Source organism: Bradyrhizobium sp. NBAIM18, from assembly GCF_020193825.1.
GTDB lineage: Bacteria > Pseudomonadota > Alphaproteobacteria > Rhizobiales > Xanthobacteraceae > Bradyrhizobium > Bradyrhizobium yuanmingense.
Window position 1 is genome coordinate 21,913 of the sequence record NZ_JADYVO010000014.1, and the last position, 23,400, is coordinate 45,312.

At 64.7% G+C, this 23,400-nt stretch carries 20 protein-coding genes; 3 read left to right on the plus strand and 17 right to left on the minus strand.

Translation table 11 applies throughout. The features are described from left to right. Nucleotides 1-37: 37 nt before the first annotated feature. The 13 genes from I6F17_RS25940 to I6F17_RS26000 all read right to left on the minus strand — a co-directional run bounded on the left by I6F17_RS25940 (nt 38) and on the right by I6F17_RS26000 (nt 15,431). Nucleotides 38-1,690: an NAD-dependent malic enzyme gene (locus tag I6F17_RS25940; RefSeq protein WP_225131804.1), complete on the minus strand. Its 1,653-nt coding sequence runs from the start codon at nt 1,688-1,690 to the stop codon at nt 38-40. Nucleotides 1,691-2,095: 405 nt separating this feature from the next. Further along, on the minus strand, nt 2,096-4,420 hold the full coding sequence (locus I6F17_RS25945) for a mechanosensitive ion channel domain-containing protein (RefSeq protein WP_225131803.1): 2,325 nt from the start codon (nt 4,418-4,420) through the stop codon (nt 2,096-2,098). A 776-nt stretch (nt 4,421-5,196) separates the two neighbouring features. Continuing rightward, nucleotides 5,197-6,234, minus strand: coding sequence for a patatin-like phospholipase family protein (locus tag I6F17_RS25950; protein WP_036037497.1), 1,038 nt, complete (start codon nt 6,232-6,234; stop codon nt 5,197-5,199). After that, complete coding sequence (locus I6F17_RS25955; RefSeq protein WP_225131802.1) at nt 6,231-7,160, minus strand: polyphosphate kinase 2 family protein; 930 nt, start codon at nt 7,158-7,160, stop codon at nt 6,231-6,233. The genes I6F17_RS25950 and I6F17_RS25955 overlap by 4 nt, the downstream gene beginning before the upstream one ends. Further along, nucleotides 7,120-8,139, minus strand: a complete 1,020-nt coding sequence (locus I6F17_RS25960) for a branched-chain amino acid ABC transporter permease (protein ID WP_036037494.1) — start codon at nt 8,137-8,139, stop codon at nt 7,120-7,122. Before I6F17_RS25960 ends, I6F17_RS25955 begins: the two co-directional genes overlap by 41 nt. Further along, a complete protein-coding gene (locus tag I6F17_RS25965; protein ID WP_225190449.1) occupies nt 8,136-9,017 on the minus strand; it encodes a branched-chain amino acid ABC transporter permease in 882 nt (293 codons plus the stop codon). The genes I6F17_RS25960 and I6F17_RS25965 overlap by 4 nt, the downstream gene beginning before the upstream one ends. Before the next feature lie 5 nt (nt 9,018-9,022). Continuing rightward, entirely contained in the window at nt 9,023-9,727 is a 705-nt protein-coding gene (locus I6F17_RS25970) for an ABC transporter ATP-binding protein (protein ID WP_225132239.1), read from the minus strand. Nucleotides 9,728-9,730: 3 nt separating this feature from the next. Next, entirely contained in the window at nt 9,731-10,498 is a 768-nt protein-coding gene (locus I6F17_RS25975; protein ID WP_036037489.1) for an ABC transporter ATP-binding protein, read from the minus strand. A 12-nt stretch (nt 10,499-10,510) separates the two neighbouring features. Beyond that, nucleotides 10,511-11,821 (minus strand): ABC transporter substrate-binding protein, encoded by a 1,311-nt coding sequence (locus tag I6F17_RS25980; RefSeq protein WP_036037487.1) that lies wholly within the window; start codon nt 11,819-11,821, stop codon nt 10,511-10,513. A 93-nt stretch (nt 11,822-11,914) separates the two neighbouring features. Then, a complete protein-coding gene (locus I6F17_RS25985; protein WP_225132240.1) occupies nt 11,915-12,619 on the minus strand; it encodes an NUDIX hydrolase in 705 nt (234 codons plus the stop codon). A 28-nt stretch (nt 12,620-12,647) separates the two neighbouring features. Continuing rightward, nucleotides 12,648-13,673 (minus strand): ABC transporter substrate-binding protein, encoded by a 1,026-nt coding sequence (locus tag I6F17_RS25990; RefSeq protein ID WP_225132241.1) that lies wholly within the window; start codon nt 13,671-13,673, stop codon nt 12,648-12,650. 151 nt (nt 13,674-13,824) lie between these two features. After that, on the minus strand, nt 13,825-14,613 hold the full coding sequence (locus I6F17_RS25995) for an ABC transporter permease (RefSeq protein WP_036006641.1): 789 nt from the start codon (nt 14,611-14,613) through the stop codon (nt 13,825-13,827). Next, nucleotides 14,613-15,431, minus strand: coding sequence for an ABC transporter ATP-binding protein (locus tag I6F17_RS26000; RefSeq protein ID WP_225132242.1), 819 nt, complete (start codon nt 15,429-15,431; stop codon nt 14,613-14,615). Before I6F17_RS26000 ends, I6F17_RS25995 begins: the two co-directional genes overlap by 1 nt. 278 nt (nt 15,432-15,709) lie before the next feature. On the opposite strand from I6F17_RS26000, the gene I6F17_RS26005 reads away from it, so the two are divergent. After that, the gene (locus I6F17_RS26005; protein WP_225190450.1) at nt 15,710-16,492 is read left to right on the plus strand and encodes an ABC transporter ATP-binding protein; all 783 of its coding nucleotides are present in this window, start codon (nt 15,710-15,712) and stop codon (nt 16,490-16,492) included. Further along, complete coding sequence (locus tag I6F17_RS26010; RefSeq protein WP_225131726.1) at nt 16,489-18,045, plus strand: ABC transporter permease/substrate-binding protein; 1,557 nt, start codon at nt 16,489-16,491, stop codon at nt 18,043-18,045. The genes I6F17_RS26005 and I6F17_RS26010 overlap by 4 nt, the downstream gene beginning before the upstream one ends. A gap of 70 nt (nt 18,046-18,115) precedes the next feature. On the opposite strand, the gene I6F17_RS26015 is transcribed toward I6F17_RS26010, so the two are convergent. Both I6F17_RS26015 and I6F17_RS26020 read right to left on the minus strand, forming a co-directional pair. Beyond that, nucleotides 18,116-19,828: a sulfatase-like hydrolase/transferase gene (locus tag I6F17_RS26015; protein ID WP_225131727.1), complete on the minus strand. Its 1,713-nt coding sequence runs from the start codon at nt 19,826-19,828 to the stop codon at nt 18,116-18,118. A gap of 210 nt (nt 19,829-20,038) precedes the next feature. After that, nucleotides 20,039-20,692: a TetR/AcrR family transcriptional regulator gene (locus I6F17_RS26020; protein ID WP_225131728.1), complete on the minus strand. Its 654-nt coding sequence runs from the start codon at nt 20,690-20,692 to the stop codon at nt 20,039-20,041. A 105-nt stretch (nt 20,693-20,797) separates the two neighbouring features. Between I6F17_RS26020 and I6F17_RS26025 the strand changes: the two genes are divergently transcribed. Further along, the gene (locus I6F17_RS26025; protein ID WP_128263130.1) at nt 20,798-21,418 is read left to right on the plus strand and encodes a hypothetical protein; all 621 of its coding nucleotides are present in this window, start codon (nt 20,798-20,800) and stop codon (nt 21,416-21,418) included. 226 nt (nt 21,419-21,644) lie between these two features. Here the strand turns inward: I6F17_RS26025 and ilvC are convergent, their stop codons facing one another. Both ilvC and I6F17_RS26035 read right to left on the minus strand, forming a co-directional pair. Then, nucleotides 21,645-22,664, minus strand: a complete 1,020-nt coding sequence (gene ilvC, locus I6F17_RS26030; RefSeq protein WP_036006621.1) for a ketol-acid reductoisomerase — start codon at nt 22,662-22,664, stop codon at nt 21,645-21,647. A 133-nt stretch (nt 22,665-22,797) separates the two neighbouring features. Next, entirely contained in the window at nt 22,798-23,400 is a 603-nt protein-coding gene (locus tag I6F17_RS26035) for a LysE family translocator (RefSeq protein ID WP_036006650.1), read from the minus strand.

Sequence of the window (23,400 nt, forward strand, 5' to 3'; positions counted from 1 at the left end):
CGGCCCGCGAGCCGCGCGTTTCGGCGCGGCCCGATCTCTAGTACTTCGGCTCGTACATCTGCGACTGGACCAGAGCCTTCACGTCGTTGGGCGCGGGTCCGTCGGCGAGCGCGCGTTGATAGGCCACATCCGCAACCGCCGCCGCGATGCGCACGGAGACCTCGCGGATGCGCGGCAGTGCCGGATAGAGGCTGCCCTGGGCGAGGTCCTCCTTGCCGACGCAATCGGCGAGCGCGTGGGCCGCCGCCATGAACATCTCGTCGGTCACGAGGCGCGAGCGGCTGGCGATGACGCCGAGGCCGACGCCCGGGAAGATGTAGGAATTGTTGCCCTGGCGCGGCACGAAGCTGCGGCCGTTGAGCTTGACCGGATCATACGGACTGCCGCAGGCGAACAGCGCGCGTCCCTCCGTGTAGCGATAGGCATCCTCCGCCGAGCACTCGGCTTTCGAGGTCGGGTTGGAGAGCGCGAACACGATCGGCTGCTCGTTGAGCTCGGCCATCGCCTTGAGCACGTCGGGCGTGAAGGCGCCGCCGACCGCGGCGACGCCGATGATCGCCGTCGGCTTCAGCGTCTTGATGGCGGTGAGGAAGTCGGCGATCGGCGCCTGACCGGCATGGGCATAGCGGAGCTTATGGCCAGAAAGGCCTTCACGGCCGCTGACGACGAGACCGCGGGAATCCACCAGCCAGTTTCGGCGAAGCGCGTCCGCCTCGGATGCGCCTTCCGCCATCATGGCGGAGACCACGAGGTCGGCGATGCCGGTCGCCGCCTCGCCCGCGCCGAGGAACAGGATCTTCTGATCCTTCAGCTTGTCGCCGGAGATGCGCAGAGCCGAGAACAGGCCGGCGAGCGCCACCGCCGCGGTGCCCTGGATGTCGTCGTTGAAGACGCAGGCCTCGTCGCGATATTTGTGCAGCAGCTTGAACGCCGAATGATTGGCGAAGTCCTCGAACTGGATCAGCACGCCCGGGAACGTCTTGCGCGCGGCTTGCATGAACTCGTCGACGAAGCTGTCATAGGCCTCGCCCGTCAGCCGCCGCTCGCGCAGGCCGAGATAATAGGGATCGTTCAACAGTTCTTCGTTGTTGGTGCCGACGTCGAGCACGATCGGCAGGCACGCTTCCGGATGCACGCCGGCGCAGGCCGAATAGAGCGATAGCTTGCCGACCGGGATGCCCATTCCGTTGGCACCGAGATCGCCAAGTCCCAAAATGCGCTCGCCGTCGGTGACGACGATCAGCCTGGCCTGGTAGGGCCAGTTCTTCAGGATCTCCGCGATCTGGCCGCGGTCGCGCGAGGAGATGAACATGCCACGCGGCCGCTGGAAGATCAGGCCGTATTTCTGGCAGGCAAGCCCGACCGTCGGGGTGTAGATGATCGGCTGGATCTCGTCGATATTGTCGACGACGACGCGGAAGAACAGCGCCTCGTTGCGGTCATGCAGCGCGTTCAGGGCAACGTATTTTTCCAGATCCGTCGGGAGCGTGCGCAGATTGGTGAGCACGCGCTGAGCCTGGGTCTCCATCGTCAGCACGCAGGGCGGCAACAGGCCGCGCAAGCCGAGTGCGGCGCGCTCCGCTTCCGTAAAGGCCGTGCCCTTGTTGAGCAGGGGGTCGCGCAGCAGCGTCATGCCGTGCGCGGTGTCGGATGATGTCGAATGGGCGCTGACCCGAGCAGGTCTATTCACGATTCCCCCAAGGAGTTTCTTATTGAACCACGGCCATTGTCGGCCAGCGTTCAGTCGAGATCAAGGACGTAGCGACTCCGGCCGCGATCGTGATCTCGCACCGCAGCAGATTTTTGCAAACGCCTGGCACTCGCGCGCGAAAAGCTTAACACGGCAGGGCACGAACTCCTCATGGTGGGGAGCCGCGTCAGCGCCATCTCGAACCATGGAGGCCCCTATCTCACCCGCGGCCATCCTTCGAGACGCCCGCTGTTGGCGGGCCCTCAGGATGAGGACGGAGTGCGCGACATCAGGATCAACGGGCACCGACGCCGATTAGCCTCATCCTGAGGAGGCGCGTAGCGCCGTCTCGAAGGACGAGGCGGGCGCTCAGGCCGCCGCCAAGAACTGATATGGATCGCCCGTCTATCCCGCCGCCCGCCGGGGCGTCAGATTGGCAGCGCTGTCCGCCGGCGGCGCGATGTGCATCAGGATAGTCTGCACCGACGATGCGACCTCGATGCCGTTCTGCTGGAAGCGCAGCTTCATGCGGCGGTTGAATTCGCGCTGGACCGGCCAGCGGCCGGCCTCGGTGCAGCGGATCTGGCCGACGATCGACACCATCGCGCCGTCGACCTTGTCGACGCCCCACAGCTCGAGGTCGCCGCGGATGAGCGCGCGGAAATCCGCTTCACGGCGCATCTCGTCGACGATGTCCTTGAGGATCTGGCCGGCGCGGTCGGTGTCTTCCTTGTAGGCGACGTTGACGCTGACCGAAGCGTTGCCGGCGCCGCGGCTGGCATTGGTGATGGTCGTGACCGCGCTGAACGGCACGATGTGCACGGCGCCGTCACCCGCGCGCAGGCGGATGGTGCGGATCGAGACGTTCTCGACGACGCCCGACAGCCCGGACACACTGACGCTGTCGCCGACCTGCACCGTATTCTCCAACAGCAGGAACAGGCCGGTGATGAGATCCTGCACCAGCTTCTGCGAGCCAAAACCGATCGCAATGCCGACAATGCCGGCGCCCGCCAGCAGCGGGGCGACATTGACGCCGATCTCGCTCAGCGCGGTGAGGCCGACGATTGTCGCGATCAGGCAGAGCAGCGCGGTCCGCAGCATCGGCTGGAAGGTGCGCAACCGCGCGGCGCGGGCATAGTGCCCGTCCCGCGACAGCGTATTGATCTGGCGGTCCAGGAGCGCATTGCTGGCTTCCCAGATCGCCGCAGCGATGAGCACGGCGAGGCCGATGGTCACCACGGCCGAGATCAGCCGGCTGCCGATCTGGCCGCCATAGAACCAGACGATCGCGTCCACGCCCCAGACCTCGAGCACCGCCACCAAACCGATGAAGGCGATCACGCCGGATACGATCCTGCGCAGCAGCGGCAGATAGCGGTTGGCGCGGATCTCGAGGCCGGGAAAGCGCTGGAGGATCTCCGGCTTGATGCGGAAGCCGCGGTCGATCAGGCTCAGCGTCAGCATGATGACGACACGTGCGATCAGCGCCACTGCGATGGTGCCGACGAAATATTGCAGCAGCAGCGAATAGCCGTTGCGGATGTTGAGCGCCCACACCGCCCAGAGCGCGAGGTCGAGCGCGATGGCAAGATAGTGCCAGCCGCCGGCGATGCGGTTGCGCAAACGAGCCGCGATCCCCTGCCGCTCGGCCGGCGCGCGGATGGCATCGGCGACCTGGCGGCGGCATTGCAGGATGATGACGGCGATGAAGAGGTGCACGACCAGCATCACCATGCGCAGCAGCGCGGCGTAGCCGGCGCGGTGCAGGCCGAGCAGCAGCGCCACATTGGCAAAGGCGATGCCGGAGATGCCGACGCCGACGATACGGCGCGCCCAGATCTCGACATAGGCGGCGGTCTCCGCGCGCACCGGAAACAAGCCGAACGGCCCCGCCAGCGCCCGGACCAGGCAGATGAGCCCGCGCGAGAACGCATAGGCGTTGACGACGGCGAGGATCACGAGGCGGACGGTTGTCGGTTCTCCAATCTCCGTCCCGAGCAGCGCGGTGGCGACGCCGACGAAGATGAGCACGGGAAGCAGCTCGAGCACGAAACGCCCGAACACGAAGGGCAGGCGCAGCATGATCTGCCAGACCCGCGCAAGGCTGTGGCGTCGCTCCTGCATTTCAGGTGCAGGCGTAACGTCGGCGACTGACGATGGCGGATCGGCTAGCGGCAACGCGGGTGCCGGCAGGCGCGCGGTTTGCGGCACGCGTCCCTCCAGGAACGCGACCGGCCGGCGGATCAGGCGGAAGATCACCCATTCGGCCAAGAGGGCGCAGCCGAGCACCAGCGCAAGCTTCCAGGCGATCTCGATCAGAAGATTGTAAGCCGCGGGATCGTTCGCGGTGCGCACGATCCAGTAGTAGAACGCCGGAAAATGCGTGAGCGTCCGCGCGATGCCGGCGATCTCACGCGAGATTTCGCCGATCTCCTCCGAGACCGTCAGCATGAGCTGCGCACCGAGGCCGTCGGCCGAAAGCGGGATCGGCGAATTCGGCTGCGGCGCGGCCTGTTGCGGACCAGACGCGTTGGCGATTGCACGGAGCGTATCGATCATCTGCGCGCGCTTCTTGTCGTCCTGAAGCGTGTCCAACGCACGCTTCGCCTCGTCAGGCGATAGCGCCGCGGCACCGTTCGCGGCCGGCGCATCGGCGCGGGCGCAGGAGAGAGAAGAGATCGCAAGGAAAAGAGCGGCGAGAAGCGCCGGGACAAGCTTTTGCGACACGCAGATTCCCTGGAAAAGTGAATGTGCTCGCAGGTAGCGTGGCCGCCCCGCCGAAGCACATCCGTCATGTCGGATCGGCGCTATTCGCCCCCCGCCTGTGTCGGAAGTTGGCCTTTGGGACGACATTCTCTTGGCATTTGCCGCAGCGCAGGATCGGGAGCTGACGTCCCGTCAGCGCGCGCAAAGACCGTTTGCGGATCAACCAGCAGGATTGAGACGAGCGGGGTGTCAAAAAAATTGGTGCGGCGGCCTTCACGGCCATCCGACACGATCAAAATACAGCGCCGGGAAGGTAGGGGCTTTGCCTCACTGATGCAGCCCGCTAAACCTTGTCCCGGCGTGCCGTTCGCGGTTTCCGCCGCTATGCGATAGTCCGAACGAGCTCCATCGCAATTAACGCGGCTGGATTTGCGGAGGTGGTGTCATAGACCTCCCCTTGCTCATGAGGTGGACGTTGCGCGTCGCTTGTTTGCGACCGCTATGATGCTCCTCCTGCGTCGCAAAACTGTCAAGCCAGATCAATCATCTGACGATCACATTTGACGAGCCGGGTTCCCGCGAAGGCCCGTTGTGTCAAGCGCTTCCGGGCGAAGTGAGGGATTTCCGAAGGCAGCCGGCATGGTGACGTTATGCCCCTGTTTTGCCCGACGATGCAAACGAATTTCGCAAAATCCGCATCGCGATGATGAAGGCCGATAAGCCATTGATTCCGCTATGCCCGGCTACTGTGCATGGGGTTGTTTTCGCACTTTCTGTCGATGGCCGGCCCCCGTCGCCTAGAGAAACATCTCCGCTAGGTCGACCGTCGACGCCTTTCCGATCTGGTCGAAGTTTCGCGCCAGCCAGTTGCGCGCCGCCGCGCGGCCCTCATCGCGCAGCCGGCACAACAGGCTCCATTCGGGGTGGAACTGCGTGGCCGTGCCGAGCTGCGACATCAGCGCGTCGTTGCCGATCCAATGCATGTACATGCGGCTGTGCCTGTTGCTGTCGAGCTCGCCGTCGTCGATCAGCCGGGTGGCGAAGGCGACCGCACGCATCTCCCGCATCAAGGACGAATTGAAGCTGATCTCGTTGATGCGGTGCAGGACATCGGCGGCACTGGCCGGCAGCTCGTCGCGCCGGATCGCCGTCACCTGCACGATGACGACGTCGTGGCTGCCCTTGCGGTAGATCAACGGATAGATCGCGGGATTGCCGAGATAGCCGCCGTCCCAGTAATGCTCGCCATCGATCTCGACGGCCTGGAAATAGGGCGGCAGGCAGGCCGAGGCGAGCACGGTTTCCGCCGTGAGCAGCGGGCTCTGGAACACCTTGATCTTGCCGGTGCGGACGTTGGTGGCGTTTAGAAACAGCTGCGGCGCCTCGGGCGAGGAATTGAGCCGGTCGAAATCGATCACGCGCTGCAGCAGCGCGCGAAGCGGATTGAAATGAAAGGGATTGAGCAGGTTCGGCGGCAGCGTGTGCGTCAGCGTATGGATGAAGGCGTGGACCGGATGATATTCCGGCGGCAGCTTCAGGGCCTGGATCCACTGGTTCAGCGGCGACATCAGATCGTACGCCATGTCCATGCGCGACACTTCGTACCAGAACGCGTGCAGGCTCTCCCGCGCGCCCTCCGCGCCGCCATGCGCCATGCCCGAGGCCATCGCCACCGCATTCATCGCGCCGGCACTGGTCGCGCTGATCGCCTCGATCGCGAGCCTGCCGTCCTCGAGCACCTGATCGAGCACGCCCCACACAAAGGCGCCGTGCGCGCCGCCGCCCTGGAGCGCGAAGTTGACGTTCTTGCAGTTCGTGGTCCCGCCGGCTGTCACTTTGCTTGCTTCTTGCCTCCCGTCCCTTCTTTCTCCAGCGCCTTGCGCACCTGCTTGAACTCCTCCAGCGAGGCCTTGTCGGCGCGGGGGAAGCGCAGGTCGAGCTTTTCCAGCTCTGCATTGATCACCGAGCCGATCACGACGCGGGCGAACCATTTGTGGTCAGCGGGCACGACGTACCAGGCCGCGTGGGAGGTCGCGGTGTGCCGGACGATGTCCTGGTAGACCGCCTGGTAACGCGGCCACAGCGCACGCTCCCTGATGTCGTCCATGGAGAACTTCCACTGTTTGGCCGGATCGTCCAGCCGCGCGAGGAAGCGCTCGCGCTGCTCTTCCTTGGAGATGTTGAGGAAGAACTTCAGCACCACGGTGCCGTTGCGGCAGAGATAGCGCTCGAAGGCGGAGATGTCCTCGAACCGCTCCTTCCAGATGTTCTTGGTGACGAGCCTTGGCGGCAGCTTCTCCTTGGCGAGAATCTCCGGGTGCACGCGCGTCACCAGGCATTCCTCGTAATGCGAGCGGTTGAAGATGCCGATATGGCCGCGCTCGGGCAGCGCGACCGCATGACGCCAGAGGAAGTCGTGGTCGAGCTCCTTGCTGCTCGGCGCCTTGAAGGCCGTGACCTCGCACCCTTGCGGGTTGATGCCCTCGAAGATCGCCTTGATCGCGGAGTCCTTGCCGCCGGCGTCCATGGCCTGGAATACGATCAGCAACGACCAGCGGTCCTGGGCGTAGAGCTTCTCCTGAAACGCGATCAGCCGCTTCTTGTTGGCATCGAGGATCGCCTGCGCCTTCTCCTTGTCGAGATCGCCCTTCTCGTCGGTCTTGTGGTCCTTGAGGTGAAACTTGCCCGAGCCATCGTAGCGAAACGGCGTGATGTAGCGGTCAAGCTCCTGGACGAGCGACTTGGACGGCTTTTTGCTCATGAGCGCGGGGCACCTTGCGTTGCAACTTCAATCGGTCGAGCAAGCTACCAAGGATGCCCTTGGGAAGGAATATGATGAAAAGCACGAGCAGCACGCCGTAGACGAGGTTGTCCCAGCCGACCGCCTTGGTGCCGAAACCGATGCGCAAGCTTTCCGCCAGCAGGATGGTGATGATGGCGCCGACGGTCGGACCGAGCGAGACGAACAGCCCGCCGACGATCGCGGCGAACACCATCTGCAGCGAGACCGCGATGCCGCTGACCGTGTCGGGCGTGATGAACATCTGGTACTGGCAGTAGATCGCGCCCGCCAAAGCCGTCATCAGCGCGCTGAGCAGCGTGATCTTCAGCTTCTCGGCAGTGACGTCGACACCGGCCGCAGCCGCGGCGTCCTCGTCCTCGGAGATCGCCTCCAGCGCATAACGCGCCATGCTGCGGTCGACCCAGTGCCAGACCACGATGCCGAACAGCCAAACCGCCAGCGCGATCAGGTACCAGGTGGTCTTGTCGTCGAATTGCAGCGCCAGCAGCCTGTTGCCGGACGCGCGGTTCGGGGTGTAGCCGAGCGAGCCGCCGGTATAGTCGCGCGTCGCGGTGATGACCTGGAGCACGATGCCTGACAGCGCCAGCGTCACCAGCACGAAATAATGCCCTGTGATGCGAAAGCGGAAGCAGGGATAGCCGACGATCATCGCCAGCGCGCCGGCCGCCGCCATGCTGATGGGAATGCCGATCCAGGGCGACAGTCCTGCGTGATTCCACAACAGCGCAGTGACGTAAGCGCCGATCCCCATGAAGCCGCCATGGCCGAGCGAGACGAGGCCGAACCGCCCCATCATCGACCAGGACGTATAGGCGAACGACCAGATCAGGATCAGCACCAGGATGTGCAGATGATAGGGATCGCGATAGACGAAGGGCAGCGCGACCAGCGCCGCCAGCCCCACGCCCCATGCAGCAAGCCGCCCCTGCCCCATCATCGGCGCCTCGTAAGCAGGCCCGCGGGCCGGATGAACATCATGACGATGAAGAACGCGAAGGCCAGCACATAGCCCCATTCGAGGTCGGAGAACAGGCCCCCGAGCGAGATGATCTCGGCGAACACGAAGGCGGCGATGAAGCCGCCGATGAAATTGCCGAGGCCGCCGAGCACGCAGATCAGGAAGGTGATCGGCCCGAACGACAGGCCGACGAAGGGATGAACGTCGTATTGCAGCACCAGCAGGCAGGCGGCGAGACCGGCGAGCGCGCCGCCGAGCGCCGACGTGATCAGGTAGATCCGCCTGGTGTCGACGCCCATCAGCGCCATGATCTGGCGGTCCTGCGAGATGGCACGGATCGCAGTGCCGGTGAAGGTACGCGTCATGAACAGATAGACCGCGACCATGCCGACCAGCGCGGCGGCGAACGAAAGCAGTCGTGCGTAGCTGAAATTCATGTCGCCGAAGGCGAGCACCGGCAGGCGGATGCCGAGATTGCGGAAGTCGATGCCGAAGGCAACGGTGGCAAAGCTCTGCAGCACGAACAGCACCCCGCCGGTCGCGAGCAGCTGGTTGATCGGTGGCGCGGTCAGCAGCGGCGCAATAACGAGGTAGTGCAGCGCCGCACCAAGCACGGCGACCAGCAGGATAGTGAGCGGGGCGGCGACGAAATAGCTGACACCGTAATACTGCACCATGAAATACATGCCGTACATGCCGATCATGACGAGCTCGGCGTAGCAGATCCAGGTCACGTCGATGACACCGAAGATCAGGTTGAGCCCGAGCGCGAGCAGCGCCAGCACGCCGCCGAGCAGGATGCCGTTGATGACGGCCTCCAGCAGGTAGATGTCGAATATGTCCAGGAACGCCTGCATGCCCATCACACCCCGAGATAAGCTTCCTTGACCGTGTCGCTCGCCAGCATCTCGGCCGAGGTGCCGGACGCGCGGATCGTGCCCGCCTCGATCAAATAGGCGCGATCGACCACCTTCAGCACCTGCTGCACGTTCTGCTCGACGATCAGCACCGTCAGCCCGCTGGCGCGGATCCGCTTCACCAACTCGAACACCTGCTGCACCACCACCGGCGCGAGCCCCGCCGAGGGTTCGTCGAGCAGCAACAGTTTCGGATTGGACATCATCGCGCGGCCGATGGCGCACATCTGCTGCTCGCCGCCGGACATGGTGCCGGCCATCTGGTGACGGCGTTCCTTCAGGCGGGGGAACAGGTCGAACACCACCTCCAGCCGCTCGGCGTACTGGTCCCGCGCCTCCTTCATGAAGGCGCCCATCTTGAGATTGTCGTCGACCGTGAGCTGCGGAAACAGCCGCCGGTTCTCCGGCACATGCGCAATGCCGAGGCTGACGATCTTGTGCGACGGTGTCGCGACGAGGTCGACGCCCTCCATCCTGATCGATCCGCGCGAGGGACGGATCAGGCCGGAGATGACGCGCATCAGGGTGGTCTTGCCGGCACCGTTCGGGCCGATCACGCCGACGGCTTCGCCGGCCTTCACGTCGAGGTTGACGTCGAACAGCGCCTGGAAGGTGCCATAGCCGGCATTGAGGCCGCGAAGCTCCAGCATCGCCTAGCCCCCTGCGCGGCGGCGCGCTTCGGCGGCCGCGGCCTGCGTGGTCTCGGCGTCGGTGCCGAGATAGACCTCGATGACGCGCGGATCGCCGGCGACCGCGCTCGGCAGGCCTTCCGAGATCTTTTCGCCGTGATCGAGCACCATGACGCGGTCGACGACTCGCATCAGGACACCCATGATGTGCTCGACCCAGATGATGGTGATGCCGAGCTCGTCGCGGATGTTGCGCAGCATGTCCGCAGCCTGGTCCATCTCGGCCTCGTCGAGACCGCCGAGGCTCTCGTCGGCGAGCAATAGCTTTGGCGCGGTGGCGAGCGCCTTCGCCAGCTCCAGCTTCTTCAGCCCCGCTGCGCCAAGCCCATCGACGCTAGCATGGCGGTCGGTCGGCAGGCCGACCATCGCCAGCGACCGCTCGGCCGCCTCCTCCGCCTTGGCGCGGCTGTGGCGGCCCTGGCCGTAGAAGCCGGCAAGCGCGACGTTCTCGAAAATGCTGAGGCGGCGGAACGGCCGCGGGATCTGGAAGGTCCGCCCGATGCCGCTGTTGATGATCCGGTGCGGCGCAAGGCCCGCAATCTCGTGCCCGGCGAACAGGATCGATCCGGAGGTCGGCGCCAGCGTGCCGGACAGCATGTTGAAGATCGTGCTCTTGCCCGAGCCGTTGGGACCGATCAGGCCGAGGATCTCGCCCTGATCGACCCGGAACGAGACGTTGTTCACGGCGGTGAAGCCGCCAAACCGCTTCACCAATCCGCTGACTTCCAACACCGCAGAACCCCGCTATTGGTTGCTGTAGGTGGTGCCCTTGGGCAGCGGCAGCACGGCCTCGCGCTGCGCCTGGCTCTTGGGCCACACCACATAGGACTTGTCGTCGACGTATTGGATCACGACCGGGAACGAGCGCTCGTTCTGGCCGGCCATTGGCGAACCCTCGCCGTGGAATTTGACGCCGAAGCCGAGCATGGTGCCGCCTTCGGGTATGTCGGTGTCCAGTGCTGCCTTGCGCAGGGAATCGGGATCTACGCCGCCATACTTCTTGATCGCTCGCGGCAGCACGTCGTTCAGGAACAAATAGGTGTTGGACGCAGCCATGCCGACATGGGCCGAACGGATGGCGACACCCGGCTTGCGCTTGTCGAACTCCTCGCCGACCGCCTTGATGATCGGCGGTAGCTTCGGATCCATGCTCTTCTGGTTGGCGAGCCAGATCGAGATCGGATCGGTGTTGAAGACGTAGTTTACGTCGGCGCCCAGGCCTTCCTTCAACTTCTCATAGACCCCGTAGCCGGCGCCATGTCCTACCAGTGCGCCGAACTTCAGCCCCTGCTCGCGGGCTTGCCGGAGCAACAAGGTGATGTCGGGATTATAGCCGGTATGGAACACCACATCCGGCTTGGCCCGCTTCAGCTTGGTGACCAACGCAGACAGATCCGGGGCCGTCGCCGAATAGCCCTCTCTGAGCACGATGTTGAAACCGGCCTTCTTGGCACCGGCCTCGTTGCCTTTGGCAACGTCGACGCCGTAGGCGCCGTCCTCGTGGATGATGGCGACGCGCAGGTCCTTCGGGTCCTTGCCCAGCTTTTCCTTCGCATTCTGCGCGATGAAGTCCATCGTCATCATGCCGAACTGGTCGCCGGAGGCCTGCGGGCGAAACACGTATTTGTAGTTCTTGTTCTCCAGCACCGCCGACGAAATGCATGTCGTGATCCACATGAACTTCTTCAGCTGCTCGACCCGCGCGGCCACCGGCACGCATTGCGCCGAGGAGAAGAAGCCGAGCAGCATGTCGACCTTTTCCTGCTCGATCAAACGGATCGCTTCATTGATGGCGATATCCGGCTTGCTCTGAGCATCGGCATAGATCGCCTCGATCTTGTAGCCTTCGACGTCTTTCGCGCTGTACTGATCCAGCATGATCCTTGCGCCGGTATATTGCAGCTCCGAACCGCCGCCGGCGAGCGGGCCGGTCAGATCGTAGATGACGCCGATCTTGAGCTTCTTCTCTTGGGCCGCGGCAGACACCGCCAAGCCCGTCGCTGATATCGCGACCAACAGCCCCCGTACCAAGCGGGCAGCCATGCGCAGGCGCATCAAAACCTCCCTGGACGATTTGTGCATTGCATTCTTGGTGCAATTCTTCGGCCCATCACATGGGCTGCGCGCGGCGATGTCAAGCCTCGCGCATCAGCGGGCTGCGAACTGCTGCTCGACGAAGGCCGTGACAAATCGCGGCATGGACGGCCTGAGATCGCTGGTCCCGCGCACGAGGTGAATAGCGGACAGCTCCGGCTCGGTCTCGCGCGCAAGGGTGGCTTCGATCCGGGCGCGAGCCACATCACCCGGAATGTCCAGGTTAATGACCTGCAACATCGCGATCGTGGGGCCCGTGACCACGCAATGCCAGCCCGGCTCGATCCGATAGTCGGTCGCGGTCAGGCCGGTCTCCTCGCCGACCTCGCGGACGACGCTGCCGGGAATGTCGAGCGCGCCGTCCCTGACATCGTCGAGATCCGGCGTTCCCGAAGGGAAGTAAATGCGGCCCGCATTGGCGGTGTGGGGCGCCATCTCGCCCATGATGAAGGCGCCGTCGGAGGCGCGCAGCGCGCCCATGCCGAAGCCGTTGAACACGGCCTTGTCGGGAAAGCCCCAGTCGCGCCAGGCGAGGAAGCTTGCGAAATCCGTCTCGAAATAGGTCGCCGTCAGGTGACCGTCGTCGAACACGGCGTCGCGCCCGAGCAGGATGCGGCCGTTCCAGATTTTCGGCCGCTCGCGCTGCTTCTCGGCGAAATGCGCCGCGATCTCGGCGCGCCGTTCCTCGGCGAACGGCCACACGATCGGCCGCACCGCAAGATCGAGCGTCGCGACGCGATGTATGACCGGTGACGTCATGACGCCTGATATCACGCCATGGCGTCGGCTATTTGGCACTCCCCGTTGTCTTCTTGGCCTGCTCGACGAATTTGTTGGTGAAGGTCTTGCTGACGTCGATCTTGGCGTTCGCCACCTCGGGCGAGCCGACGCTGAACACTGCAAGCACGGCGTCGGCGCCCTTCGGGTCCATCTTGCCGGTCTCGGAATACATCGGGATCGTATTCTTCAGTGCGGCAAGATAGAGGTCCTTGTTCTTGCCGACGGTTTGCTCGGGCATCTTCGCCATGATCTCCTCCGGCGTATGCGAATGGATCCAGGAGAGCGTGGCGAGGATCGCATTGGTGAGCGCCTGCGCCTCCTTCTCATGGCCGTTGATCCAGGCCACGGTCGAATACAGCGCGCCGCCCGGATATTCGCCGCCGAACGTCTCCAGCGTGTCCTTCTGGGTACGGGTGTCCGAGAGGATACGCAGATCCTTGTGGCTGCCCTGCAGGACGGTCACGGACGGATCGAGCATCACCGCCGCGTCGATCTGGCCCTGCTCCATTGCGGCCACCGCAGTGGCGCCGAGGCCCACCCCGATCACGGCGACGCTGGTGGGATCGAGCCCGTTCTTCTTGAGCATATATTTCAGGAAGAAGTCGGTGGAGGAGCCGGGCGCACTGACGCCAACCTTCTTGTTGGCGAGATCCTTGACCGACTTGATGTCGTTGGTGCGCGAGGGCGCGACCACCAGAACGAGGCCGGGATAGCGGTCGTAAACCACGAAGGATTGCAGCTCCTGCTTCTTGGCGGCGAGGTTGACGCAATGGTCGAAATAGCCGGAGACCACGTCGGCGCTGCCGCCGAGCACGGCTTTGAGCGCATCCGAGCCGCCCTTGAGGTCGACGAGCTCGACACTGACGCCGGCCTTCTCGTATTCGCCGAGCTGCTTGGCCAGTACCGTCGGCAGATAGCACAGGCAGGAGCCGCCGCCGACCGCGATGGTGACCTTGCTTTGCGCCGCGGCAAGCGAGGTGGTGAGCGTCAGCGCGAGCAGTGCGCCGGCGAGCCTGGCAATCGTGTTCTTCATTGGTTTCCTCCGTTCGGCCGCCGGCACCATAGAGCAGCGGGCCTGGCTTGAGAAGCTCCGCCTGAGCGGGCTGGCCATCAGCCCCTCGGCGCAATAGCGGTGCCCAACACACGTCCGCGATCGCATCGACGCGATCAAATAGACCTGCTTCCTACCCCCGCCCGTCCGACGCGGCCGGCCGCCACACCAGGAGGCGCCGCTCCACCAAGGTGACGCCGAAATCGATCAGGATGACGAAGGCCGACAGCACGAACATGCCGGCGAACACGCCGGCGACATCGAAGATGCCCTCGGCCTGCTGGATCAGATAGCCGAGCCCGGCCGCCGATCCCAGATATTCGCCGACCACCGCGCCGACCACGGCAAAGCCGACGGAGGTATGAAGCGACGAGAACATCCACGACAGCGCCGACGGCCAATAGACATGCTGCATCAGCTGCCGCTCGCTCATGCCGAGCATGCGGCCGTTGTCGAGCACGGTCCGGCTGACCTCCTTGACGCCCTGATAGACGTTGAAGAAGACAATGAAGAACACCAGGGTGACGCCGAGCGCGACCTTGGACCAGATGCCGAGCCCGAGCCACAGCGCGAAGATCGGCGCCAGCACGACACGCGGCAGGGCGTTGACCATCTTCACATAGGGGTCGAACACCGCGGCGACCAGCGGCTGGCGCGCGAACCAGAAGCCGACCAGGACGCCGCCAAGCGATCCGATCACGAAGGCGAGGATCGATTCCGCGAGGGTGATGCCGAGGTGCTTCCAGATCACGCCGGAGGCGAACCATTTCACGATCTGGCTGAACACGTCCAACGGGTTGGAAAAGAAGAACGGCGGCAGCAGGATCTTGCCGAACACGGGAACGGTCGACAGCACCTGCCACAGCACCAAGCCGACGACAGCGACCAGGATCTGCAGCGCAAACAGCGTCGTGCGCGACATCAGACCACCTCCGCCGCCTGAGTGGACTGTGCGTACCCCTTCATCACCTCGTCCTTCAGCACGCTCCAGATCTCGCGATGGAGCGCATGGAATTCCTTGTCGAGGCGCACCTCGAAAATGTCGCGCGGGCGGGCCAGGCCGACGCGCCAGTCGCCGATGATGCGCGAGGATGGCCCCGCCGACATGATCACGACGCGGTCGGCGAGCGCGATGGCCTCTTCGAGATCGTGGGTGACGAACAGCACGGCCTTGCGGTCGGCACTCCACAGATCGAGCAGCAGATTGCCCATGACCTGGCGCGTCTGCGCATCGAGCGGCCCGAACGGCTCATCCATCAACAGGATCTTCGGATCGCGGATCAGCACCTGCGCCAGCGCCACGCGCTTGCGCTGGCCGCCCGAAAGCATGTGCGGATAGCGGTTCGCGAAGGCGCCGAGGCCGACGGCGGTCAGCCATTTTTGCGCCTGCGACAAGGCTTCAGCGCGCGGCGTGCCCTTGACCTCGAGTCCGATCGCGACATTGTCGAGCGCAGTCTTCCAGGGGAACAGCGCATCAGCCTGGAACAAATAGCCGGCATCCCGATTCAGCCCCGCCAATGGCTGGTCGAAAATCCTGACGCTGCCCGCGGCGGGCTTGAGCAGGCCCGCCGCGACGTTGAGCAGCGTCGATTTTCCGCACCCTGTGGGCCCGACAATGGCGACAAACTCGCCCTGTGCCACCGCGAGATGGGCCTTCTCCACCGCCGTATAGACCCGGCCGTCCCCCAGCCGGAACGCAACCTTGGCATCTTCCAGCGCCACTGCCGTGGGCGTCGTCATGTGCTTCCTCCAACTCAGGCCGATGCCTTAGCCGCTCGTGCGGCCAAGTTCAATCGAGGCGCCGGGCGTGCTACGCATGTCGTTCTGCCGCGCTCTTACCCTCCCCTGGAGGGGGAGGGTCGGCTCACATGAGCGCAGCGAAATGTGAGACGGGGTGGGGTGACAGTCTCTCCACAGAGGCAGTGCCCGAGTGGACAGATTACCCCACCCCGCTCGCGCTGCGCGCGATCGACCCTCCCCCTCCAGGGGAGCATAAAAGAAAAGAGAGCTCTCCCACGATGTCTTCCAAGCTGGCGATCAGCTACCAGCACGTCACCAAGCGCTTCGGCTCCCTTGCAGCCGTCGATAACGTGTCGCTCGACATCGCCGCGGGCGAGTTTGTGGCGATCGTCGGCGGCTCGGGCTCGGGCAAGACCACGCTGCTGCGGCTCGCCAACCGGCTGATCGAGGCCGACAGCGGCACCATCACCGTCGAAGGCGAGGACGTGCGGAATGTCGATCCGGTCGCGCTTCGGCGCCGGGTCGGCTACGTCTTCCAGAGCGGCGGGCTGTTTCCGCATCTGAGCGTCGCCGACAATATCGGCATCACGCCGAAGCTGCTCGGCGAGCCGGCTGCGGCCGTTGCAGGCCGCGTCGACGAGCTGCTGGAGCTCGTGCAGCTCGACCGCGCAACGCATCGCGACCGGCTGCCCGAGGCGCTCTCCGGCGGCGAGCGCCAGCGCGTCGGCGTGGCGCGGGCGCTCGCGGCAAGGCCCCGCATCGTGCTGATGGACGAGCCGTTCGGCGCGCTCGATCCCCTCACCCGCGATGCGCTCGGCGACGATTATCGCGCGCTGCACCGCAAGCTCGGCCTGACCACCGTGATGATCACCCATGACATGACCGAGGCGATCCTGCTCGCCGACCGCATCGCAGTGATGCGCGGCGGACGATTGCTCGCACAGGGTACGGCTGCGGAGCTCTCGAGCAGCAGCGACGAGTACGTGCTCGAGCTGTTGCGTACCCCGCGGCGCCAGGTCGAGCGGCTGAATGCGTTGCTGCCGATGGGCGGTGCGGCATGAGCCTCTTCACCGATCCGCGCTGGGGCGAGGCGCTGTCGCATCTGCCGGACTACCTCGGCAACCATGTGCGGGTGAGCCTCGCCGCCCTCGCGCTTGGCCTCGCCGTGAGCCTGCCGCTGGCGATCCTGACGCGCAACCGTCCGGCGCCACGCGGCATCCTGCTCGCGTTGGCCAGCATCGTGCAGACCGTACCCGGGCTGGCGCTGCTCGCGCTGTTCTATCCGCTGCTGCTGCTGGCTGCTTCCGTCACGCTGGCCTGGTTCGGAATATCCTTTTCGGCGTTCGGCTTCCTGCCGGCGATGCTGGCACTGGCGCTCTATTCGATGCTGCCGGTGCTGCGCAACGGCATCACCGGCCTCAACGGCATCGATCCCGCGCTGATCGAGGCTGCCGAGGGCGTCGGCATGACCGCGCGGCAATCGCTGCTGATCGTCGAGCTGCCGCTCGCGCTGCCGGTGATGATGGCCGGCATCCGCACCGCGGCGGTGTGGGTGATCGGCACCGCGACGCTGTCGACGCCAATCGGGCAGACCAGTCTCGGCAATTACATCTTCGCCGGCCTCCAGACCCAGAACTGGGTCTTCGTGCTGTTCGGCTGCATGGCTTCCGCCCTGCTCGCGCTCGCAGTCGACCAGTTGCTCGGCCTGATCGAGAGCGGCCTGCGCCGCCGCAGCCGCGCGCGCAGCGGCCTCGGGGCGCTCGGAATCGCGGCGCTGGTTGCAGCAACGCTGGTGCCGACCATGGGGCGCTCGTCGTCAGGCTACGTGGTCGGCGCCAAGACCTTCGCCGAGCAATATGTCCTGTCGGCATTGATGAGGGACCGCCTCAAGGCGGCGGGCCTCTCGGCGACCGCACGCTCCGGCCTCGGCTCCAGCGTGATCTTCGGGGCGCTGAAGGCCGGCGACATCGATCTCTATGTCGACTATTCCGGCACGCTCTGGGCCAACCAGCTGCATCGCACCGACATCAAGCCGCGCGCCGAACTGGTGGCGGAATTGAAGACGGCGCTCGCCAAGGACGACATCACCCTGCTCGGCGAGCTCGGCTTCGAGAACGCCTATGCGCTGGTGATGCCAAGACGACGCGCCGATGCGCTCGGCATCCGAACCGTCGCCGATCTCGCCGCACATGCGGCCACGCTGTCGATTGCCGGCGACTACGAGTTCTTCTCGCGCCCCGAATGGGCAGCGCTGCAAAAGGCCTATGGGCTGCAGTTCCGCGCCCAGCGCCAGATGCAGCCGGACTTCATGTATGCGGCCGTGGCCAGCGGCGAGGTCGACGTCATCGCCGGCTACACCAGCGACGGCTTGATCGCCAAATACGAGCTCACAGCGCTCGACGATCCCAAACACGCGATCCCGCCCTACGACGCGATCCTGCTGCTCGCGCCGAAGCGCGCCGGAGACGAGCGACTGCAGGCGGCGCTCAAGCCATTGCTCGGCAAGATCGACATCGCCACCATGCGCGAGGCGAACCTGCGCGCCAGCGGCAATGATGCGAATTCATCGCCCGATGCTGTGGCGAAGTGGTTGTGGGAGAAGATCAAGCAGTAGGTCCGCCGCCGCTTGATGAGCACCTCAGGGGTGACGGTCGAAGAGTTGCGTCCGCGATCCAAGCGAGAGGCTACAGCCCCCGGATCATCCCCGCGTCGATCAGCAGCCGGTTCAGCCGCCGCGCCTCGGCGCCATCCTTGCAGCCGTAAAAGATGCCTTTGCAGCGGAGCATGATCTCCTTCTGCTCGGCAAAGGACGGATCGAGCGGGATGCCGGCGGCTTCCTGAACCACCAGCGGCAGATAGGGACCGTCAATCGTGTCCATCACGGCCTGGCTTCCGACCGGTTCGAAATTGATGGCGTCGATGGCATAATAGGTCGCGTAGAGGCGCGGATCGTAGGCGTCGAGCTTCTTGCCGATGGCGCCCTCGTCGAGCCCGGGCTCGAGGATGGCAGCCGCAAACTCCGGCTGATGATCGCCGTAGCGCACGATCAGGAATGGCTCGCCGGGAAAGGTCTTCTTCAAACCGGCAACGAACGCCTTGTACTGCTCTGCGCTCATGGTCTGGCGGCGCAGATATTCATCGATGGACGGCACATTGCCCGGCGCGCGCCAATTCGGCAGCAGATCGGGACGGAAGCGGGTCTCCCAGGGGAAGTGGTTGGCACCGAGATAGATGAAGGCGAACAGCGGCTTGTTCGGCGGCTGCTGGCCGATCAGCTGAAGCGCCTTGTCGTAGAAGAAGCTGTCGGGCTCGACACCCTTGGCGCCCAGATCCTTGGAATCGAGGAAGCGCTCGATTCCCGTCGTCATCTGGAAGCTGCGCGCGCCCATGAAGCCGCCATGGGCGGGATAGAGCGACAGCGTGTCATAGCCGCAGCGGCGCAGCGCCAGCGGCAGGCCGCGCTCGACCCGGTTCGAGGCGATGCGCGTGACGAAATAGGCGAAGCGGCCGAATGAACGCGAGGAAAGCCCTGCGAGCACGTTATACTCGGTGAACCAGCTCGGCCCGCCATTGCTCTCGGCGAGGAACGTGCGCTGCTTGCCGTCCCACGATTTGAAATAGTCGCCATAGCGCGGCGGCACCTTGATGCCCTGGGCGGCGCGGATGTCGAAGCTCGATTCATCATGGATCATGATGATGTTGGGCCGGCGGCCAGCCGGGTGGCAGGCATCGACCAGCGGCATGTTGAGCCGCTCGCCGGTCGAAGCAGACGCCTCCATGAAGCCGTATTGCGCAAAATCGGAGACGGCCGTGACGCCCGAGCGGAAGAATTTCGAGAGATAGCCGTCGTCGTAATAGCCGCGCCAGGCCTCGTCCGGGTGATAGAGCGAATAGCAGACCAGGGCGGCAAGGCAGGCGAGCTTGCAGGCGAGCGCCGGCAGGCGGCGGATGCGGAACGGATCGAGCCACCACAGCGCATACATCAGCGGCAGCGTGACCAGACCGGCCAGGATCACCGACCAGCGCAAGTTCGGGAAGATCGTGAACAGGAACGCGACGGAGTCGCCGTCGATCATCATCAGGTCGATGAAGTTGACCGTCATCTGCACGACGTCGTGCTTGAGCCGCGACAGCAGCACCAGCACGACCACCATGGTCAGCGACAGCGCACCCGACAGCGCGGGGCGACGCAGCAGCGTGATCCAGAAGAAGTTGAGGATGCCCCAGGCAAGCGCGAAGGACAGGCGCGAGCCGAAATCGGTCTCGGTCTCGTACATCAGGGCGAGTGCCGCCAGATGCGGCGCTGCAACCGCGAGCAGCCGCCAGATGCCGAGCGCGGCGACGCTCGCCAGCACGGCCGTCGTGGCAGAAGGACCTGGATTCGGCGCGGACGCCATCGACGACACGCAACTTCTGGTCCGGCGCGGTGATGCCAAGCCTGGCTGGCCGACCCAAAAACAGCCAGGGCGTCCGGAGCAGCCGGAAGCCTGCACCGTGTCATAAAACTGTAACGGAATGGTCAAGGAGAGGCAACGCGCGGCGCGGTCCGACCTTCGCTTAATGTTAGCGGGCTGCGCCGTACGGCATCGACCAGAGCCGCTGGCCCGCTAGGGCTTTGCGATACCTGCGATGAACAGGTCGATCACCCCCTCCGCCATCCGCTCGATCTCGCCCTCCCCGACGCCCCAGCGCGGGAAATGGCCGTCGAGATTCATGCGGGCGAAACCGTAGACGAGGGCGCGCCCGGCGATCTGGATACGCTTGAGGTCGGCCGACCGCAGCAGGCCTTGCTCTGCCGCGTCGACCAGCATCTGCTCCGTCAGCGCGATCAGCTCGGCGTTGTCTCGTGTCAGGTCCGGCGAGCTGCCATGGGCAAAATAGCGCCCGGTCGAGATGATCTCGAAATGCGCGGGATTGCGCATGGCCCAACGCAAATAGGCGAGACCGAAGGCGCGGAAGCGGGCGAGCGGGTCGGCGGCCGGAGCCTCGCGCAGCGCCGCATCGATCTCGGCGCGAAAGCGCCGCTGCGCCTCCTCGGCCGAGGCCGCCATGAGCGCATCGCGGTTGGGAAAGTGTCGGAACGGCGCCCCCGGCGAGACCGCGGCCCGGCGCGCGGCCTCCCGCACCGAGACTTCGGCGCCTTCCGCTGCGAGTTGCAGCGCAGCATCGATCAACACGCGGCGGAGGTCGCCGTGATGGTACGGCCGGGCTTCGGTGGCAGGGCGGCGGGCGCGTGGCTTGGACGGCTGATGGACAGGCATGGATCTTTCTAGCCTCACCCGAACGTGAATGTAAGCAATGATTACACCGTTGACGGCGCCTTTAACGCCAAATGTAATCGATGATTACATAGGGAGGAGATCGCCATGTCCGAACGTCGAAGCTGGCTCGAAGGCTGGCGCCTGCTGGCCGTTCTCTGCGTGAGCCTCGTCGCACTCAGCCTATGGATCGCCTCGATGCGGCAGTTCGAGGTCGAGGGCGTTCGCACGGTGATCCGCTTCACGGCGCGAAGCTCGCTCCTGTTGTTCTGCCTCGCCTTCAGCGCCGCGGCGCTGGCGCGGCTGTGGCCCAATGCCTGGACGCGCTGGCAGAAGCGCAACCGTCGCTATCTGGGCCTCAGCTTCGCGGCCTCCCACGCCATCCACGCGGCGGCGATCATGACGTTTGCCGGGATGGATCCGGCCGGATTTGCCGAGGCCACCTCGGCAGCCTCCTACGTCTTCGGCGGCATCGGCTACGGCTTCATCATCGCAATGGGCGCGACATCGTTCGACCGCACCGCCGCACTGATCGGCCCGCGCGCCTGGCGGGCCCTGCACCTTGTGGGCGGCTATTACCTCTGGCTCCAGTTCATGGTCTCGTTCGGCAAGCGCGTGCCGACGATGCCGCTCTATGCCGCCTTCTTGCTTCCGCTGCTCATCGTGCTGGCGCTGCGCATGATTGCGATGGCCCGCGATCCGCGTGGGCAGACCGTCCCGGCGGGCTGATGCGACGCCGTATTTGGCAGGAGCCGAGCCGCTCAACTGCGCTTCAGGCCGCGGAAAGAATGAGAGAGCGATGTCTCGCCGAGACGAAAAGAGCGAGACCGCTGTTTGCGATCTCGCTCGACCATAGCCGCCAAGGTCCAAGATTTGGCTTGGCGAGCGAAGCTTGAATTTCGCTCGTCATTCCGGGGCGCGCGCTGAGCGCGAACCTGGAATGACGGCGCAGACGTCAGTTCTTGCTCTTGTCGACCAGCGCGCCCTTCTTGATCCAGGGCATCATGTCGCGCAGCTTCGCGCCGACTTCCTCGATCGGGTGCTCGGCGAGCTTGGCACGGGTCGCCTTGAACGAGGTCTGGTTGACCTTGTTCTCGAGCATCCAGTCGCGGGCGAACTTACCGCCCTGGATGTCGGCCAGAACCTTGCGCATCTCCTTCTTAGTCTCGTCGGTGATGATGCGCGGGCCGGTGACGTACTCGCCGTACTCGGCGGTGTTGGAGATCGAGTAGTTCATGTTGGCGATGCCGCCTTCATAGATCAGATCGACGATCAGCTTCACTTCGTGCAGGCACTCGAAATAGGCCATCTCCGGCGCATAGCCGGCTTCGACCAGGGTCTCGTAGCCGCCCTTGATCAGCTCGACCAGGCCGCCGCAGAGCACCACCTGCTCGCCGAACAGGTCGGTCTCGCACTCTTCCTTGAACGTGGTCTCGATGATGCCGGCGCGGCCGCCGCCGATGGCGGAGGCGTAGGACAGGCCGAGGTCGTGGGCGTTGCCCGAGACGTCCTTCGCAATTGCGATCAGGCAGGGCACGCCGCCGCCGCGCTGATATTCCGAGCGCACGGTGTGGCCGGGGCCCTTCGGCGCGATCATCAGCACGTCAAGGTCGGCACGCGGATCGAGCAGGTTGAAGTGAACGTTGAGGCCGTGCGCGAACACCAGGGCAGCGCCCTTCTTCATGTTGTCGTGCAAGTGCTCGCGGTAGATGTCGCCCTGGAGCTCGTCCGGGGTCAGCATCATGACGAGGTCGGCCCATTTGGCAGCTTCCGCAACTTCCAGCACCTTGAAGCCGGCGGCTTCCGCCTTCTTCGCCGAAGCCGAACCCTTGCGCAGCGCAATGGCGACTTCCTTGACGCCGGAATCCTTCAGGTTGAGCGCATGGGCGTGACCCTGGCTGCCGTAGCCGACGATGGCGACCTTCTTGCCCTTGATCAGGTTCAGGTCGGCGTCGCGATCGTAATAAACACGCATAGGTCGTTTCCTCGTTCAGGGCCGAAATCGGCCAATGGTCAGTGTCCGAAGGGTGAAATTTGCGGATTTCGGGGGCTGTCTAGAGCATTTTCAGCCCTGAGGGAAACCCGTTTCTGCATGGAAATCCGCGACATCATGCATCCATGAAAACGGGGTAGAGGGAGGCCAGCAGCAGGATCGCCATCAGGATGTTGAAGGCGCGGACCAGCCGCTCGGAAGTCAGAACCGGCCGCAATGCGGTACCGAATAGCGCCCAGACCACCGTCGAGACCGTGCCGACGACGAGGCTGATCACGGTCTGAATGGCGATGTTGAGCGGGAATTGGGCGATCGCCGCATAGGCAGTGATGGTACCGATCACGATCACCCAACCCTTGGCATTGATCCACTGGAACATGGCCGCGCCCCAGAAGGTCATGGGGCCGCGGCCATTCTCCTCGCCCGGCTTGGCCGGACCGGCCATGGCGATCACAGCGGCGAGATAGATCAGATAGGCGGCACCGGCATATTTCAGGATGGTCTGGAGGATCGGATAGGCCAGGAACACGGAGCCGAGCCCGAGGCCGACCGCGGCGACCATGAAGGCGAAACCGAGCACGATGCCGACGATGTGCGGGATGGTGCGCCGGAAGCCGTAGGTCAGGCCGGAGGACAGCAGCATGATGTTGTTCGGCCCAGGCGTGAAATACATCACGACCATGAAGACGAGGAAGGCGTAGAGCAGCGAGTACGTCAT